General features: G+C 41.3%; 11 protein-coding genes. 3 read left to right on the top strand and 8 right to left on the bottom strand.

Translation table 11 applies throughout. The features are described 5' to 3' along the window. Positions 1-18: 18 nt before the first annotated feature. Positions 19-621, top strand: a complete 603-nt coding sequence (locus R2Q80_RS08995) for a porin family protein (RefSeq protein WP_316799272.1) — start codon at positions 19-21, stop codon at positions 619-621. Between the two features lie 37 nt (positions 622-658). On the opposite strand, the gene R2Q80_RS08990 is transcribed toward R2Q80_RS08995, so the two are convergent. The 4 genes from R2Q80_RS08990 to R2Q80_RS08975 form a co-directional block, all read right to left on the bottom strand. Next, entirely contained in the window at positions 659-3,283 is a 2,625-nt protein-coding gene (locus tag R2Q80_RS08990; protein WP_316799271.1) for a gliding motility-associated C-terminal domain-containing protein, read from the bottom strand. Positions 3,284-3,353: 70 nt separating this feature from the next. Next, positions 3,354-4,157, bottom strand: coding sequence for a DUF4397 domain-containing protein (locus tag R2Q80_RS08985; protein ID WP_316799270.1), 804 nt, complete (start codon positions 4,155-4,157; stop codon positions 3,354-3,356). A 17-nt stretch (positions 4,158-4,174) separates the two neighbouring features. Beyond that, on the bottom strand, positions 4,175-5,725 hold the full coding sequence (locus R2Q80_RS08980; protein WP_316799269.1) for a SusD/RagB family nutrient-binding outer membrane lipoprotein: 1,551 nt from the start codon (positions 5,723-5,725) through the stop codon (positions 4,175-4,177). 11 nt (positions 5,726-5,736) lie between these two features. Next, positions 5,737-8,820, bottom strand: coding sequence for a SusC/RagA family TonB-linked outer membrane protein (locus tag R2Q80_RS08975; RefSeq protein WP_316799268.1), 3,084 nt, complete (start codon positions 8,818-8,820; stop codon positions 5,737-5,739). A 239-nt stretch (positions 8,821-9,059) separates the two neighbouring features. On the opposite strand from R2Q80_RS08975, the gene R2Q80_RS08970 reads away from it, so the two are divergent. Then, positions 9,060-9,806, top strand: a complete 747-nt coding sequence (locus R2Q80_RS08970) for a DeoR/GlpR family DNA-binding transcription regulator (RefSeq protein ID WP_316799267.1) — start codon at positions 9,060-9,062, stop codon at positions 9,804-9,806. A 42-nt stretch (positions 9,807-9,848) separates the two neighbouring features. Here R2Q80_RS08970 and R2Q80_RS08965 read toward each other — a convergent pair whose 3' ends face one another. From R2Q80_RS08965 to R2Q80_RS08955, 3 genes are all read right to left on the bottom strand, one after another. Then, positions 9,849-11,147 (bottom strand): RagB/SusD family nutrient uptake outer membrane protein, encoded by a 1,299-nt coding sequence (locus R2Q80_RS08965; protein ID WP_316799266.1) that lies wholly within the window; start codon positions 11,145-11,147, stop codon positions 9,849-9,851. A 15-nt stretch (positions 11,148-11,162) separates the two neighbouring features. Further along, on the bottom strand, positions 11,163-14,282 hold the full coding sequence (locus R2Q80_RS08960; RefSeq protein ID WP_316799265.1) for a SusC/RagA family TonB-linked outer membrane protein: 3,120 nt from the start codon (positions 14,280-14,282) through the stop codon (positions 11,163-11,165). 108 nt (positions 14,283-14,390) lie between these two features. Next, the gene (locus tag R2Q80_RS08955) at positions 14,391-15,587 is read right to left on the bottom strand and encodes an anhydro-N-acetylmuramic acid kinase (protein ID WP_316799264.1); all 1,197 of its coding nucleotides are present in this window, start codon (positions 15,585-15,587) and stop codon (positions 14,391-14,393) included. A gap of 149 nt (positions 15,588-15,736) precedes the next feature. On the opposite strand from R2Q80_RS08955, the gene nagB reads away from it, so the two are divergent. Then, the gene (nagB, locus tag R2Q80_RS08950; protein WP_316799263.1) at positions 15,737-17,662 is read left to right on the top strand and encodes a glucosamine-6-phosphate deaminase; all 1,926 of its coding nucleotides are present in this window, start codon (positions 15,737-15,739) and stop codon (positions 17,660-17,662) included. A 63-nt stretch (positions 17,663-17,725) separates the two neighbouring features. On the opposite strand, the gene R2Q80_RS08945 is transcribed toward nagB, so the two are convergent. Next, positions 17,726-18,886 carry a DUF5009 domain-containing protein gene (locus R2Q80_RS08945; RefSeq protein WP_316799262.1) on the bottom strand — a complete coding sequence of 387 codons (1,161 nt, stop codon included), beginning with the start codon at positions 18,884-18,886 and terminating at the stop codon, positions 17,726-17,728. Between the last annotated feature and the right edge of the window lie 46 nt (positions 18,887-18,932).

Below are 18,932 nucleotides of genomic sequence, written 5' to 3'. Positions count from 1 at the left end.
TAAATCAAAAAATCAATTATGAAAAAGATTATTCTATCTGTTGTTTTCCTAACGGTAGGTTGGGCAGCAGCTCAGGCACAAAGCTTTAACCTCGGTGTTAAAGCAGGTGTAAATCTGGCCAAAATAAATGCTGATTTTGCCAGCGAAGAAAACAGACTGGGTTACCAGATTGGTGCCTGGGCACGCATTGGTGGTTCCAGCTTTTATGTACAGCCCGAAGCCTATATCGGCAGCAAAGGAAATAAATTTGTTAGTGTAACTACAAATAACGGAACCGAGGTGTCTGCAGAAGGTAAGGTTAAATTCACCACATTAGATGTACCGGTTTTGCTGGGAACTAAATTCGGAGCGAAAAACTTAAACTTCCGCTTGATGGCCGGCCCGGTAATTTCATTTGTACTGGATGAAAATTCCAGCTTTAGCTCGGCCTATCAGCAGGCTACAGATTTTGATAACTACAAAAACCAGGCATTGGGCTTACAGGCAGGTGCCGGTGTGGATGTAGGTGCAATTTCTGTTGACTTACGTTACGAAGCTGGTTTATCTAATATTAGCAAAAGCGAAAAGTATAGCCAGAAACCGAACTTGTTTCAGTTGAGTTTAGGGTTTAAGATCCTGTAAAAGATGACATACAAAGGCAGCCTCGAGGTTGCCTTTCTTATTTAATAAGTGTCAAACTGCCACTTAGCCTCCCACAGTCATTTTTCAGGTCGATCAGGTAATAATAAACACCAACAGGAAGAGGTTTTCCTTTAAAAGTCCCATCAAATGCTTTTGTGTAACCTTTTGAGTAAAACAACTGGTTGCCTGTTCTGTTTAAGATAACAAATTCGGCATTAGGGTAGTTTTCAATGCCCTCGATTTGCCAGATATCATTGAAGCCGTCTCCATTTGGCGTAAATGAATTGGGTACTGTGAGTACTTCTTTCTTCTGGTTGTTAAAGTTTATCAGGTCGCTTCTCACTTCACACCCATAGGTATCAGTTACCATCAAACGATAAATCCCGGGTACGATTTGTTTTAACATTAGTTCTTCGGCAAGAATATTACCATTACCATCTGCCCATTGATAACGAAAAGGTTGTGTACTGCCCACTATGTGAATTCCTGTAACACTTATAGTTTTGCCATCACAGCTGGTAAAAGTTTGCATTTTTGTTAAATCAATTACAGGAAGTATTGCTTCAGTTACCATAAAACGTCCCGCCTCATTGCTACAACCCTCCCCATCTGATGCTATGAGTCTATATATCCCTGGGGAGACATTCCCGAGATTTTCGAGATTAGAGATTTCATTACCGTCTTCATTCAGCCAGGTAAAAAATAGAGGAACATCTGCCTGGTAAGTTTTGATCTGAATCCCTCCATTGTTATTTCCGCAGCTTGCTTTTATAATCCCGTAAGAAGAAACTAAATAATTCCTGCTTTCATCTGCCACTGTATAAATATCAGAGGTAACCTCACATGCACCTGTTCCTGCTTTGAAATAATAGCTTCCAGAAGAAACATCCAAAAGGTCATCTCCAATGGAAACCTTTGTACCTGAACTTGTGTACCATGTTTTCTGCAGATTATTGGCGACGCCAATGTTTCTTATGCTCCCATTTGACTGTCCGCATTTTGCATCTTTGATAACTTTTTTAGAATCATCAATGCTGCTGGCGCTAACACTGATGGTAAAAGGTATAGATTGAACATCACATGCACTAAATTGGCCCGCTTTGAGATAATAAGTTCCAGCTCCAACATACTCAAGGCTTTTACCTTGCCCAACCAAAATGCCCGCACTATTGTACCACCTGAAAACACTGGCATTATAAACATTTAATCCGCTAATACTGCCTGTCGTCTCACTACAAAACACATTGTTCTTTTGTACATTAGTTACATCAATTTCTGGTTTCGAAAAATCCGAAGTTGCCCCGTTCTCATCTGTTCCGAGGCTGGTAACCTTATTATCAATAGTTCCTACATACTTCCAGGCTCCACTATGATCGGTGCTTAAGGTAGCGAACCATGTTTTTCCCTGACAACCCGCACATTCATCTAAATAAAAAAGCTCTACCAATGCGCTGGGTTTATACACTCCGCTTATCTCGTTGGCTGTAATTACTGAGATTTTTGCAGGATCTGATTTTTGGTTTCTAAAAGTGATTGCCCCGTCTTCATTACAATAAATACTGTTCCTCAAAATGGATATAGGGTATGAATTCTCTATTATAATCGCGACCTTATTGTAGGCAATGAAGTTTTTTTCCTGATCGGAGGATCCTCCGATCATACTTTTAGTGCTGGAAAAATTAATATGAATACCAGTGCCATTAGCGTAGTTTTCCGTACCATTAAATCCTGTTCCAATCCAGTTTCGAGAGATGGTAAATCCCCCGTTTACATAGTCTACCCAAATTCCCTTTAACTGACCGGCAATTATATTTTCAGTGATAACTGGCGTACAGCCGTTCCCATTAACGTATATTCCATTCGCAGAGGCAGAGGCCTTTAAAGTCAAGTTCTTATCCAATCCTATAATGTTATTAGAAATAGTTACAAGACCATCACCCCCTCCTATCGCGATCCCATTACGAATATTTGAGGCTATTAAATTCCCCTCAGCAATCGTATTGCCTCCTATTACACTATTTTTTAAAAAACTTAAATCCATTCCAGTTTCATTAGGCATATCAACTACGCCATCCTCGCTCAAACCAAAAATATTTGATGATATTTTAATTTGCTCAATATCGGAACGGGGGATAGTATAGGGCGCTAAAATGCCGGCGTAGCAATTATTAAAACAATTAGGTTTACCGGGCGACCCTATAATAATATCAGAAGAGCCTGAAATAAAAATACCAGCTTTTTTTTCGTCAAGGGAACCCAGCGGATCGGCTTTGAAATTATTGAAACTAAGCCCATAAATTTCAATGTTTTTAGAATTTATCAGCTTGAGTCCGTTAAAATACTCTTTTGCTATCCTGATTAACGAAATTTTTATGTTCGGATTATTGAGTGCCGAAACCGGCTGTGAGGTTGCATCTATAACAACATTAGAACTTATCTGAGGAAGCTCACTTGCTAATGATACCGTAACATCTGATGATGTACTTCCACTTAAATCAAAATAGATATAGTCGGTAGTGACAGTTCCATTTGCATTCGCCAGGATAATCGCTTCACGCAGCGTACCGGGCCCTGAATCGCTGTTTGAGATAACAGTAAAAATAGCAGCACTAAGCTTTCCCGTAATTAGGATGCAAATAAAAAACAAGATTGTCTTTGTCATTACCTATGACCCTCGAAAGAAAAGAAAGCAAAGTCAGTTCACTGACTTTGCTTATGGTAACAATCTCTACTTAATAGAACGTGGTATAAGTTGTAATAGTAGGGATAAAATTTGCGTTGCCTAAAACTCCTTTTATATAAATTGTATATGCCCTTCCTTTAGAAAATGTAAGTGAGGCTGAAGTTGTAAATGCCGCACCTGTTGCAGAATTAACTAAAATAAACTTATTTACAGGAGCTACTCCTGATCCAGGAGTTGGGATCTCTGCCCAGTTCGATGATGCATTATAAGAAACATTTGAAATAAGTTTTGGACCTGTGGCTACATCACCTCGAACCAAATCAAGATTTGGTGCACCGTTTAAAACGTTGATTAATCGAACGAATATTTTTGAGGTGTCAAGAGCAGGTTTGATATCCTCGATGACTAGTGAAGAGGGAATTTTCTTGGTAGCGGTAGAGTATTGGCCGGTGGTAAATATGGTATAATATTTTCCTGCAACTGGATTAATAGGAGTGTTAAAAACTTCTAAGCCACCATCAGCTGTTGCTGCAGCTACAATTTTACCGGTTAAAACATGGGCTCCTGGAGTAGTAGTGGCATAACCTAAATCGGGAAATAATGATGTTGCTGTGGTATAATTATAGCCTGCATTTTCAGTACCAGTACTAGACAAACCAGCCGAAAATTTAATTCCGTCAATAAAGTAATTTATTGTTGGACTACTAGGAGTTACGTTGATAATCTTCAAGTAGGAGTACTTTGGATCACCTGGAGCAATAGTTTCATATTTACTATTCTCCACAAGGGAAAGTTTCTTACATGCTGAAAGCAGCAATACACAAACCGCGATTAGATAGAATATCTTTTTCATCTTTTGAATTTAGGAGTTTAAGGCTGCGAGAACCACATTTTAACGGTATGATAATTTAACTGATCAGCACCAATTTTTTTCAATGCTTCTACGTTCCAGATATACTCTGAGTTATATCTTGGACGGAATCGCTGTGCTGGTTTCCCTCCATTATCGGAAAAGAATAATGGTGGGAAAAAGAAGGTATTTAAGTAAGGATTATTACCCTTAGAGTCTCCTTCATTGTAGTTATATTTCCTCAGGTCGCACCACGTTTCTACGAAACCATAACCATACAGCGCTAAATATTTCTGCAACATGATATCCCTCAAAGTTAATGTAGCTGGAGTCTGTTTCACTGCAGCACTACCAAGATAAGCTGTTTTTTCTGCTGAAGTAATTGCCGTGCCTAGTGCACTTACAAAATCTATGCTCAGAGAAATGCCATTAAGATAAGCAGTATGTGCCAAACTCAAGTTCCCCATTCTAAAAGCAGCTTCGGCTTTTATAAATTGAATTTCGCTCGCCGTCATAATCGGAAAACCAGCATTATCCTTGAACAAATATTTACCAAATGTTGCCCCTGGATTGACCCCATTCAAACTTCCCCATGGATTTGGAACTTGATTTCGAAGAGCCACAGTTCCTGGATCTGACGAGCCTGGATTAGTTCCTCTGTAAAGTCCATCTTGAGACGGTGAAATCATATTGTTCCGCCTTGGATCAATTACTGTTCCGCTTATTCCAACAAGGTACGTACCGTCAAGCAAACCAACGATCATCCTCGTTTGGCGATACGAAGCCAGGTTAGCTCGTAGTGGACCAAAGAAGTTACCATTAGCAGCGGAAGAGCCGGTATTGGGAACAATGAAATTATCTGAATTAGCTGCTAGAGACTTATCAGCATATTCAATAACTTTTGCAGGGTCATAGCTCGCTTTATTGATTAGATTATTTGCATTTCGCGCTAAAAGGCCATAATTAAACTTGATCCATTTGGAATTGTCCCCTGCGTAAGCCAAATCGGAAGTTGCCATCTTCGCTACAGTTCCGGTGCCATCGGTTCTGGAAAAATTAGCTATTGATAGATTTGCCAATCTTACGACTTCAGCATATACATCCGCCTGGGAATCATAATCAAAAGTATATCGATTAGGTTCATATGCTTGTTTGAGGATAATCTCTCCGTGATAATCCGTTGTGATCTGCCAACCCCAGGCTTTTAATGCCTGGGCCAATCCAACAAAATTCCATTCTTGCTTATCAGTGGATTTAGAAATGATAAGGTTTAAATTACCGCCTAAACCATAATAGTTGGTACGCCAGATTTCACCCGCCGCATCACTTGATGCAATGTACCCGTGGGTCTCACCTACATTTACGTTTCCGCCAAAGTATTGTACAATCGGTCCCACATATCGGGAATCAAACTGAGTTCCCCTTTCCATCTGCGCAAATAACGGAGGTGTCAATGTTCTGCTTTCAGCTTCTTGAGGAGTTGCAGGATCTGTATTAATATCCAAATATTTCTTACAACCGGATGATAGTATAATTGCACAACATGCAATTAATAAATATGCCTTTTTCATTTTACTTCTTGTTAAAAACCAATTTTAAGACCAAAATTATAACCTCTTGGCTGCCCCGCAGATCCATAGTCGATTCCATTACCTCCCAATCCTCCAGCAGCCGCACTCAAACCACTGGTTTGCGGATCAACACCATTATAATTAGTTAACATCAACAGGTCTGTTCCGGTAAAGAATACACTTGCACTTTTAAAAACTTTGTTATTTGTGAATAAACTTTTAGGCAAGTTATAACTAAGGGTAATATCTTTTAGTCTTACCCAGTTAACATCTTTCTGAATAAAATCTGCGGTATTAAATGATGTTGAATAATAACTAGTTGTGATATAAGGGATCACTACGATATTATTTTTTGTTGGATTAGCAGTATTTTCCAATCCGTCTCTAAAAACCCCCTCTATTATACGTGGAGTTTCACGATCTAAACTTAATTTAGACAATCCCCGAATGTAAAGGTACTCTTCAGTAGCATTGTAAATATCTCCTCCAACTTTAACGTCGAGTAAGAATGACAGGTTGAAATTCTTATAGGTGAAACTGTTTGTTATACCAGCTGTAAAATCTGGAGTTCTGTCTCCAACAAAAGTATAATTCGTATCCTTTATAGGCATTCCACTCGTAGGATTAATTAAAACCTGTCCAGCATTATTACGTAAATAGTTTGTTGCTGCGATAGAAAGCAGAGACGATCCTAATGAATACTGAGCTCTTGCATAATCAGTTAGCCAGGTATCAGATAAATAAAAGACATCTTGACCAGCAGGTAAAGAGATTAATTTTCCACGATTTCTTGAAATATTGGCTGATATATCCCAACTGAAATCTTTTTGCTTGATTGGGGTGCCCTTAACCATAAGCTCAAATCCCCTGTTCCTAATCTTTCCGCTGTTAATATATCCTAAAATTGCACCCGTGGCATAACTTAAACGGGGAGCAGTTATTTGCTTGTCCGAAACATTTTCATAAATTGAAAAATCAAATGAAAGCCTGTTATTAAAGAAACCCAGTTCAAAACCTGCTTCCTTTGAGGTTGTAAATTCTGCCACCAAATTAGGATTACCTGCAGTAACATCTGTTGCGAAACCACCACCGGTTGTGGTCTGTGCGAGTAATTTGGTAGAAGTCACATATGCATTTCTTGCATCCTTCCCAGATTGACCATAGGAAGCCCTTAACTTTCCGAATGATAACCATTTTAAATCCTTTACAGCTTTCAGATCTGAAAACACAAAACTTAGTGATGCCGCGGGATAAAAAAAGCTGTAGTTAGCAATCGGTAAGGTAGAGGAGTAATCTTGTCTTCCTGTCAATGTAAGGAATAATACGTCGTCGTACCCTAATTCCGCTTGTGCAAATCCCCCTACTTTTCTTTTGATAATGTTATTGTAAGCAACCCGTTGTGTAGTTGGGTCGGTGTTATTAATGCTGTAATAATCCTGTTCGTAAAATCTGGTTCCGAATTGTGCATTGGTTTCATCTGCGTCGTCTAATAAGTCACCGCCGATACGCAATACAGGTTTAAATTTACCGAAATCCTTCCGAAAAGTACCTACTAATGAGGCATTGAAAAGACGCTTAACATCGCTATAAGTATTTATACCACCTCCGGAATAAACAGTTCCGGAAACGTTAGATGAATAAGATTGCGGATGATAGGCGGACATACCCGTTTGTGTAAACATATCAGCACCTACTCTACCGACAACGGAAAACCACTTGGTTGGCGTATAATCCAATCCGATGTTAGTGATAGAACGATTCAGTTTATCCGAGTTTGGGTTCTTATTAATTGCCCAATAAGGATTATCCAACTCTCCAGATAAACTTCCGGTAATAGTTCTACGTCCCCCGGTAGCCGGATCTATGTAATTACGCATATCATCAACAATCGGCCACGAAAGCGCACTTAGCATCGCACTACCTGACCCTTTATAAATCTTATCTGTTTTGGAAGATATGATGTTAATCGACGCGTTTAGACTTAGTTTATCGCTTATTCGCGAAACACCACTCAATTTAAAGTTAATACTATTATAACCTGTACTAGGAAGATAACCAGATTGATCTGTGTAAGATAAGCTTGATCTCACCGAGAGCTTTTCAGATCCTCCTTCCACAGATGCATTGTGTTTTTGAGTGAAACCAGTCTGATAAAAATTTTCAACATTATTATACATAGGTAGGTTTGCCGGATACTTCGCCCCAAAATATGTACGCGTTCTCAACTCCTCATCAAAAATCCCCCCGGCACCACCACCATATACGGTCTGGATTTCCGGAAACCGGTAGGCATTCTCAACTCTGAAGTTGTTGCTATAACTTGCCCGCGCCGTTCCCGCCTTAGCTTTTTTGGTGGTGATTACTACCGCTCCTGAAGCACCTTCTGTACCATATAGTGCCGCAGCCTCGGGACCTTTCAAAATTGTTATCGACTCAATCTCTTCTGGATTTATATCCATTCCCCTGTTGCCGTAATCATTTGTTCTGTTAAAATTTCCTTGTCCAACAAGGCTGTAATCAGAAAATGTTTTATTTGATATCGGCAGACCGTCAACTACAAACAAGGGTTGATTATCTCCATCTAAAGAAACACCCCCGCGTATAATGATCTGAGAAGACGCTCCAGGAGCACCTGTGGTGGGTGTAATAATAGCACCAGCAACGCGCCCCTGCAACGCATTAAGAAAGTTATCTCTTTGCGTTTCCGCAATTTCTGTCCCCTTTAGAGTCTGGGCTGCATATCCAAGAACTTTTTTGGATCTGGATATCCCTTGGCCCGTTACCACAACCTCTTCCAGATTACTCGCGTCAGTAATCATGTTTACGGTTATTGATGTTTGTTTACCTATTGATATTTCTTGAGTCCGATATCCAATATAAGATACAATCAGAATGTCCGTGTTAATAGCCTTTACAGAAAAATTTCCGTCAGCATTTGTTTGTGTAGCGACCATTGTGCCTTTCACGCGAATGGATGCTCCGGGAATCGGCCCATCCGCGGATGTGACCTTACCTGTTACCGTAATTTGTTGCGCAATAGCATGCGCCAGCAACAAAAACGTACCAAGAATAGTTAGTAGTAGTTTTTTTTTCATAAACTTCCTAGTTTAGGATAATGAATTAGTTAGTTGATTGTTGTTAGTAGTTTGCCTTTAATAAAACACGCATAATCACGCACTTTACTTATCATTTAGCTAATATCATAATTGTTTTTTGAATTAAAAACAATTTAACAAACTATTTAACAAGGCGTAACAAAATTAAATTGCAGAAACACGCACAAACACGCAAATATTTGAAAACAATTTTTACATTCGTCTAAGCTCATCAAACTATGTTAAAAAAAGAACGCCACGATTTTATTATGCGCCAGATTAACCTGCACAACCGAGTGCTCACATCAGATCTGGTACAATTGTTAAATGTTTCTGAAGATACCATCAGAAGAGACCTGCAGGAGCTGGTAGATGATGGCTTACTGTTCAAGGTTCACGGCGGAGCCCTTTCAAAGTCATACCACAGCTCTTTTGACGACAGCACTGTTTACGCCAGAGACAGTAAGATTATCATTGCCAAAAAAGCAATTTCTTTAATTAAAGATGGAATGGTTGTGCTTATCGGTGGCGGCACGACAATAATTGAGTTTGTGAAGCAGCTCCCTCAAAATATAGCGGCAACTTTTTTTACCATCAGCCCCCTGGTAGCTGTAGAACTGGCAAAATACAATAACGTAGAAGTGATACTAATTGGCGGCCTCTTCTCTAAAAACTCTCAGATTACCTATGGCGGACACGTAATCAGTCAGCTTGCAGAAATCAAAGCTGATTTATGTTTAATGGGAACAAGTGCCATACATCACGAAGAAGGATTAACCGATACCGACTGGGAGATTAACCAGTTGAAAAAAGCCATGATTGCCTGTTCAAAGAAAACAGCGGTACTGTGCATTTCAGAGAAACTGGACATTACGCTCAGACTAAAAGTATGCCCCATCGAAAGTATCAGCTATCTGGTAACGGAGCTTGAAAAGGGCCACGGGCTGCTGGAGGGGTACAGGCAAAAGCGTGCTGAAATACTATAATTAACAGCTTCCTGCATATAAGATGCAGGAAGCTGTTTTTATTTAAAATGCTGGGTCTGCAGGAGTGTTTTTATTATTATCCCTTTCCTGAAAAGGATAAGGGAAGAAATTCCTTTTCCGGTCAGTAAGTGGCAATGCAAATCTCCTCATATCTTCCAGCTTCAATCCTGAAGCATATAGCTCAATGCAGCGGTGCTTATAAATCAGACTTAACAACTGCTGTTGCGTAAAAGGGCCTGTTAAGGCAGGAAGGGCTGCCGCCACACCAAACAAATCGGTTGTTTTAGTTACTACTTTATTTAGTTCAGCTAAACTATTGGTCAGATCAGGTGTACTCTGGCGTGCATAAGATTCGGCTTTGATCAGCGTAATTTCTCCTGGCAAATAAATTGGGAAAGGACTGGATGTAGCTGTAGCAAAACCAGCCATTCTTATCGTTGCAGGCGTTCCGGCAGTGGTGGTATAAAATGCAATTCTTTTATCCGCAGCATCCGGCACATACGTTCCTGTTAAGCCCAAATTAGTATTTGTGGGTTGAAATACATTATTTGATGAAATGATGGTGAACAAGATATTTGGAGAAGTTGCATCAAATTTGAAGAATGATGATTTTGTAAGATCAACAGCATTAGCCTCACTTAAAGCAAGTGCGTAATTACCTGAAAACAAAGCATACCTCGCCTTAAGTGCATGAATGGTATTTATGATGTTTACGTCTGTTGGTACATTTGCCGAAAATGCTGCCGATACCGGATTTGCTGTTGTCACCGTAAGGGCATTATCTAAAACTGAAATTGCTTTTGTAAAACCTGCAGCCCTTGTAATATAGGTAACATTGGCGCCTGTTCCGTTAGGGATATTCTCCCAGTATTGCGACATGCTTCCTATAGCCAGCGCCTTGAAAATACTGGCATAGGCAATTAATCCTGCTGCATATCCTTTATCAGGTAAATTGTTCGCATTGGTAATCACAAGGTCGGCATCGTAAACAATTTTATTTGCGCTGGTCCACATATTATACAGAATGGTATTGGTACCATCTACCGAACTTCCGCCGGTACTTAACTGTAGTTCGGGGATATTACCGGCATTCAGCAATTGGAGCTCGTTGGTTACAAAGCCATTAGACGCCACGGCATTGAACATCACTCCGGTTCTGCTCAATGTATATACCCGCTGCAAGCCTATTGCTACTGCTGTTAATCCCTGCTGGGAATTAAGGGCCACGTCTGTTTTAGCACGTGACGGATCCTGATATTCTTTTGTACAAGACGAAAAGAAAACGGCACCTAAAATTGCGGCACCTAAATATATCGATGTAATACTTTTCAAATTTTTCATAATTTCCCTGAGCGATTAAAATTTAACCTGTAAACCTAAACTGAAAGTGCGGGGGATAGGAACCGAACCAAAATCAATGTTTCTTAAAATGGTTGACTGGCCTCCCGAGTTAAGCTCAGGATCATATCCTTTGTAATTATCCCAGGATATAAGATTTCTGCCGCTGAGTGTTACCGTTAAATCACGGAAATATTTCACTTTGCCGATATTGTAACTTAAAGAAACTTCTCTTAGCTTAACAAAAGATCCATCGTCAATTCTCCACTCTTCAGTAGCATATACACCGGCCACATATCCGCGTGGCAGTTGCCCTAAATCTTCCATCTCTGCTACTTTGCCATTGCCAACCCCCTGGCGTGTTCTCCAGTCTGCATTCCATACATCACCTCCCTGAACAGCATCAAGCTGTATGTGAAGATTAAATTTTTTGTAGGTAAAATCATTAACAAAAGAAGCGGTATAATCCGGATTTGGATCACCCAGCACCTTTCTTAAGGTGGTTCCTGTAGGTAAACCATTTGCATCCCTGAGCGGTGTGTAAGTGGTGGCTGAGGTTTGCGTTCCCTTTTCTAACTGAGGTATTCCTGCAGCATTTGTCAGCAGGCTGCCGTCGGGATTTCGGGCAAAGAAAGTTCCGTAAAATACACCAATCGCCTCACCATCAATAATGGCAACCGGCGCACCGGGATTAGTACTAAACAACCTTAGTCCTCCAACATTTAAGGCTTTATTTCTGTTTCTGTTGAACACAAGAGAGCTGTTCCAGCTAAAATCTTTCGCCTTTAGAGGTGTGCCCGAAACTACCAGTTCTATTCCCTTATTACGCAAGGCTCCGATGTTATCCAGAAAACTCGAAAAACCGGTTGAAGGGGCCGTAACGCTGGCAATTAACAAATCGCTAACTTTTTTATTATACCAGTTGAACTGAAAACCCAGCCTGTTTTTAAAGAATGATAAATCAGTACCCAGTTCGAGTTCCCGCTGACGCTCTGGCTTAACATTTTCATTAGCCAGTGTTGCACTGGAGAACAAAGATGCCCTGCCCAGAAATGACTGGGTAGAATAGGCATTGATCCTGTCGTATGCACCAATTCCGGTTAAATTTCCGGATTCGCCATAAGCAGCCCTGATTTTAAAAGTATCCCACCAGGATGAAACTCCAAGATTCTTCCAGTAATCTGTTGAGGACAATACGTAACTACCATTACCCTTAAAATAAGTCTGGGTTCTGTTACTTGCCCCGAATACGGTACTTTGATCCACACGAACTGCACCGGTTAAAAACAAATGATCTTTGTATTTGAAGGTTTGCTGTAAATATCCGCCCGAAACCGATAGCTGGGTTCTTCCGTCGACACTCGGTAGCTGCGTGGCTGCGGCATTTACAGTTTCGATTAACGGAGCTAAACCTCTGCCATTTACAAGCTGATAACGTGTCTGTTCGTACTGAAAAGAGTAACCCAGCTGTGTTGTAGAAGAAATAAGGTCAGAAATTTTGGCCTGATAATTCGCATTGATCTCATTGTTGAACTGAAATGCATTATTTGAAGCGGCACTGGCATATCCGTTCAATGTTCCATCTAAAGTGGCTCCGCCTCCATAAAAATCGGGGTTAACATTATAAGCAAAAGGAGGAATATAGGTTGTTCCGTTTGCGCCCGAATTATCTACCCCAAGCACGAAGTTTAAAGTGAGGTTTTTTACAGGATACAGTTTAAGGTTTGCACTGGCAATTACCCTGTTGGTTTCCTGACGTTGTTTAATATCCTCTATTACCGACACCGGATTTACCCTTCCGCGTTCTCCTATAGCCAGTAAGTTACCGTTTGCATCTCTGGCAAACAAATCATGAAAGTTACCGATAATGGTTACCGAGTTCATGGGTGAGAAGAAGGAGTTTCCATCGGGCTTCTCATTAGCCGCACTCCTGATGTAATTCAAACCGGCACTAAATGATGCCCAGTCTGTAATTTTTTGATCGAGGTTAGCGCGAAGATTGTAACGGCTAAAATCTGTATTCTTAATAATCCCCTGATTGGTAAAATAACTTGCAGAAGTATAGAATTTGGTATTATCTGATCCACCACTTACAGAGACTGTGTTATCGGTACCATATCCGGTTTGAAAGATATAATCCTGATAGTTATACCGGGTAACAGGTGTGGTATTGGTCAGTGTAGGGGTTAGAATATCCTGTGTTTGCGAGTTTACCGATCCGCCAAACTTAATGGGTGCCTGGTTGACTTCAATTTGTTTTCTCAGCTCACTTATTGTTAAGCTTGTATTAAAACTCACCTGGGCCTTGCCGCTTAAGCCTCGTTTGGTAAAAATCTGAATCACACCTGAGTTTGCCCTCGAACCATAAATGGCCGCAGCGGCAGCTCCGTTTAAAACCTCAATCCGGTCAATATCCGCGGGGTTTATATCTACCATCCTGTTCTGGCCAATACTGCCAACAAAATTCCCTCCATCATAGTTAGACGAAGTATTGGTTACCCGGGTAGTCGAGTTATTTACAATAACACCATCGATGATATAAAGTGGTTCTGAAGATGAATTTACCGAGCTTATTCCCCTCAGCCTTACCGACATCCCGCCTGCAGGATCGCCTGAATTCTGACTGATTTGCGCCCCTGCTGTTTTACCCTGCAGCGATGAAAGTACATTGCCACTTGGTGCCTTGTTCAGATCATCTCCCTTAACGGTACTCACATAACTACCCAGTTCCTTTCTTGTTGTTCCTGCCGAAGTTCCGGTTACAATTACCTCATCAAGGCCTACCGCATCAGTAATGAGGGTTGCATTTAGCTGCACAGCATCCGTACTACCTAAACTCAGTGTTTTGCTCAAACTTTTATAACCTACAAAAGAAAACTGAACCTGATAACTGCCTGGCGATAAATCAACAGCAAATGAATAACTCCCGTTTGGGTTGGTACTGGTTGCCAGATTTGTATTTAAAATCTTAACCACAACACCCGGGATCGGCTCATTACCGGTACCATCTGTAACCTTACCGGTTATAGCGTACCGTTTACTTTGGGAATGGGCCATTTCTGCACTACAAAGCACCAGAAACGGGATCATCAAAATAGCATACCACTTTGACAACCAGGTAAGGTAATATTTTTCCATAAATCAGGATTTAGTTTTGAGATTAGTCTTAAACAAATTTAACAAAATACCCGGCAAACGAAAATCCATCATCATTTAAATGATCAGAAATACTATATCACCTATCCCCTATTCCGGAAAACTGATTTTGCCCATGCAAACTGATGGAACCCCCTGCCTATTCCCGAAGTTGATAGGGGTACCACATAGACTTTCATTAGCTAATACCGCAAATAAAACGGCCTCTTTCGCATCTGGATTAATATTGAGGTCTTGCGTGGTATAAAAAGCGGCGAAAGGTAGTTTGTCCTTTAGCAGTTTTACCAATAGGCGATTGTGCATTCCACCACCACTCATATAAATCTGCACCGATAAATCATTGCCGAAACATTTTTGAATGGCACCTGCTATAGCCTGAGCCGAAAAATGACAAAGTGTTGCCATAACATCCTGATCAGCAATTTCTTCAGTTGAAGATACTTTTTGGGCCTGGGCAAGATAATGCAAATTAAACAACTCTGGACCAGTGGTTTTGGGAAAAGTCAAATCAAAAAACTCATTGGATAGTAGTGCTGTTAAAAGGTGATCATTGCACTTCCCGGCCAAGGCAACTGCTGCACCCTCATCATAGAACTTGCCATATTGCTGCTGCATATATTGATCCATCATCGTATTTCCTGGCCCCACATCAGTAGAAAATATATCACTGGCATTTAAATCCGATGGCAGATAAGTGAAGTTCGCAATTCCCCCTATATTAAGCATGACCCGGTTTTCTCCCTTTTTCGAAAAAACCAGATAGTCTCCATAAACAGCTAATGGCGCGCCTTCCCCTCCTGCAGCCAAATGTTTTTGTCTGAAATCAGATAATGTTATAATTCCTGTTTTCACTGCAATGTGATCCCCATCGCCAATCTGAAGTGTTCCATTGGGATAGTCAGACTTACCATGCAGACTCTTTGGTGCATGGAAAATAGTTTGTCCATGACTGGCAATGATATCCACATCAACAGGATCTATGTCCCATTCAGCAAGAGCTTCATTGATGAGCCTGGCATGTACATCTGCTATATGCTCATTCATTAAACACACGAGTTCCAGATCGGCATCCCTTTTCGAAAAAATGGACTTTAATTTATCTCTAAAATCATTTGTGTAGGAGCCTGTTTTAAATTCCAGCACCACTATCTCCGTATTCCCACCACTCCCCTTCACCTTACACAAAGCAATATCTAAGCCATCCATAGAGGTTCCACTCATTAATCCAATGATTAAACGCTCCTCTTTTAAGGCTTTCAGATATAACTTTTCAATCTGGTTATTCATGGCAAATTATTTTAAAAGATGATCAAACGTTTGTTTTAGTAACGGGCATTAGATTTGTAAAAATACTTACAATAAAAGTAAATAACCATCATTATATATTGATCATAACTATATATATTTACTGCTCCGTACATTAAAAACCATAAAAAATGGCTAGATTAAATCTACTGGAGGAGACACGCTTCGAGAAGCTTCCCGTAACCGTGTTCGATAATCCAAAAATTGCTTCTGTTAATGTGGCACATCGCATTGCCAATCTCATTAAGTCAAAACAAGCAAACAACGCACCTGCAGTACTGGGCTTAGCAACAGGTGTAACCCCGATAGCAGTGTATGCCGAGTTGGTAAGACTGCACAAGGAGGAGGGGCTAAGTTTCAAAAACGTAATTACTTTCAATCTCGACGAGTATTATCCGATGCAGCCTAACGCCGCACAGAGTTACGTTACCTTCATGAACGAAAATCTTTTCGATCACATTGATATCGACAAAAACAATGTTCACATTCCGGATGGCACCCTGCCTTTGGAAGATATCGCTGCTTTTTGCCTCGATTATGAGAAAAAAATTGGCGAACTGGGCGGTCTTGATATTCAGATCCTGGGTATCGGACGTACAGGCCACATTGGGTTTAATGAACCCGGTTCAGCTCCTAATTCAGGTACCCGCCTGGTAACACTCGACGATCTGACCAGACGAGATGCAGCCCGTGACTTTGGCGGAAAGAGCTTCGTACCTACCAAAGCCATCACAATGGGCATCGGAACTATCTTCAAAGCCCGCGAAATTATCCTGATGGCCTGGAACCGCAAAAAGGCCTCAATTATTAAAAAGGCAGTCGAAGGTGAAATCTCAGGCGAAGTTCCTGCCACTTACCTCCAGCTTTCTCAAAATGTCGAATTCATCCTCGATAGCCCCGCAGCTTCAGAACTTACACGCTTCGATACCCCCTGGTTGGTTAAAGACTGCATCTGGACAGACGAACTCATCAGAAAAGCGGTGATCTGGCTGGCGAATACACTTAAAAAGCCAATCTTAAAATTAACTGAAGACGACTATAATAACAATGGAATGGCACAGCTGGCTACCGAAAAAGGGCCGGTTTATAACATCAACATTCATATTTTCAATAAATTACAACATACCATTACCGGATGGCCGGGAGGAAAGCCAAATGCTGATGATTCCCAGCGCCCGGAAAGAGCTGAACCAGCGAAAAAAAGGGTCATTATCTTCTCCCCCCACCCTGATGATGATGTCATCTCAATGGGTGGTACCTTCATCCGGCTGGTGGATCAGAAACATGATGTGCATGTGGCCTACCAGACGTCAGGTAATACGGCTGTTTGGGATGATGATGCGCTTCGTTTTGTAGAATTCAATGTCGATTTTACAGAAAAAATGGGCATCGAAAATGCACACCTGAAGGAACTCTATCAAAAAATGAGGACCTTCATCGAACAAAAGAAACCAAATCAGATTGATACTCCGGAAATTCAAACGGTAAAAGGCCTGATCAGGAAAGGTGAAGCCATCGCCGGAGCCCGGTATTGCGGCCTGGAAGACGATCATATCCATTTTCAGGCACTTCCTTTTTATGAAAGCGGAAAAAGCCAGAAAAATCCCGTTACAGATGCGGATATCGAACTGACCATTGAGCTGCTTCAAAAAGTAAAGCCCCAGCAGGTTTATGCCGCAGGTGATTTCGAAGATCCCCACGGTACACATATTGTATGTTTCAACATCATCCTGGCAGCCCTTACCCGCCTGCGTAAAACCGAAGAATGGGCAAAAGATTGCTGGCTATGGATGTATCGTGGTGCATGGCACGAGTTTGAAACCCACGAAATTGAAATGGCAGTTCCGATTTCCCCGAAAGAGCTGGAACGAAAAAAATATGCAATATTTAAACACCAGAGTCAGAAAGACAGGGCTGTTTTTCCAGGTGATGATGCAAGGGAGTTCTGGCAACGTGCAGAAGACAGAAACCGCGAAACGGCAAAAGCCTATGATGACCTGGGCCTGGCAGAGTACGAGGCCATGGAAGCCTTCGTAAGATGGAAATTCCAGGACTAACTTAACTTTCACACTTCCGAAGTCGGGCGCCGCCAGATTTCGGAAGTTTCCCCTTTGGTTTCTTTAAACTTTAATAATGATGTTTCGCTTATACATAAAGTATAGCAGCACATAAAACCCCAGTACGTAAGAAATTGCCCACACCAAAGAAGCATTTATTGGAGAAAAGAACGGTGTAAAACAGCTGCTATAAAATTTCTCCAGCAAGGGTGTTTTCGATCCGTCTGCGTTGCTGAGCTTGATAAAGTTCAGTAATCTTGGCATCAGTCCTGCCAGAAAAAATACGGTAATGGCATTTACGCCATACACCACGAATGGTGTGGTCATACGCTTATAACCCTGAACATCAATTAACCAGTAACATAGTGCCAAACCCATAGCCGCTAAGCCACCCGCATATAACACATACGAGCTGGTCCACAATGCCTTATTAATGGGAAACTGGAGATCCCATAATAAACCCAGCACAGCCGAGGCAATACCAGCAGTAAACAACCAGGCTACCTTGGTAGGATGGTCGATATCTTTTCGCCGCATCCAAACACCCACCAGAATTCCGAACAAGCAAGTCCCAACCGCAGGTAAAGTAGTTAAAATGCCCTCCGGATCCCAGGTTTTAGATGATGCCCAGGTATGTGCTTCAGTTAGGATTCCCCTGTCAATCCAGGCAGCGAGATTGGTTTCTTTCTCCAGATTCGGATAACCTACCCCGGGAACGGGAACAAAAGTCATAAGCGCCCAGTAAATGCCCAGAATCGCAATGAATATCCTAAATATCGTTTTAGTGGAACATTTTAAAAAGAGGATGCTGCTGATGATAAAAACTATCCCGATGCGCTGGAGTACGCCTAACAAACGAACGGTTTGGAAAGCTTCCAGCAAGCTCTTGCCATCCAGAATCACAGCCATCAGCTTGCCGAATATCGCGAGAAAAAATCCCAATAGATAGAGCGTAATTCCCCTTTTCACCGCTTTCAGTATCACTTTACCATGATTTGCTGCATCTGTTTTACTACTCCCCATCGCGAATGCTATGGATACCCCCACTATCCAGAGAAAAAACGGAAAAATTAAATCAGTAGGTGTGCAGCCATTCCATTCTGCATGCTCCAATGGCGCGTAAATGTGCCCCCAGCTTCCAGGATTGTTCACCAGAATCATTGCAGCAACAGTTAAGCCCCTGAAAAAATCAAGCGACAGCAGGCGTTGTTTGGGTTCGGTCATAGTCTGGTTGGGTTAATCGAACTAATTTAGAGCTTTTGATCGCCAA

Origin of the sequence: Pedobacter frigidisoli (assembly GCF_032678525.1) — a bacterium.
GTDB lineage: Bacteria > Bacteroidota > Bacteroidia > Sphingobacteriales > Sphingobacteriaceae > Pedobacter > Pedobacter frigidisoli_A.
Note: the sequence above shows the minus strand (reverse complement) of the source record. Positions and strands in the feature narration are given on the sequence as shown.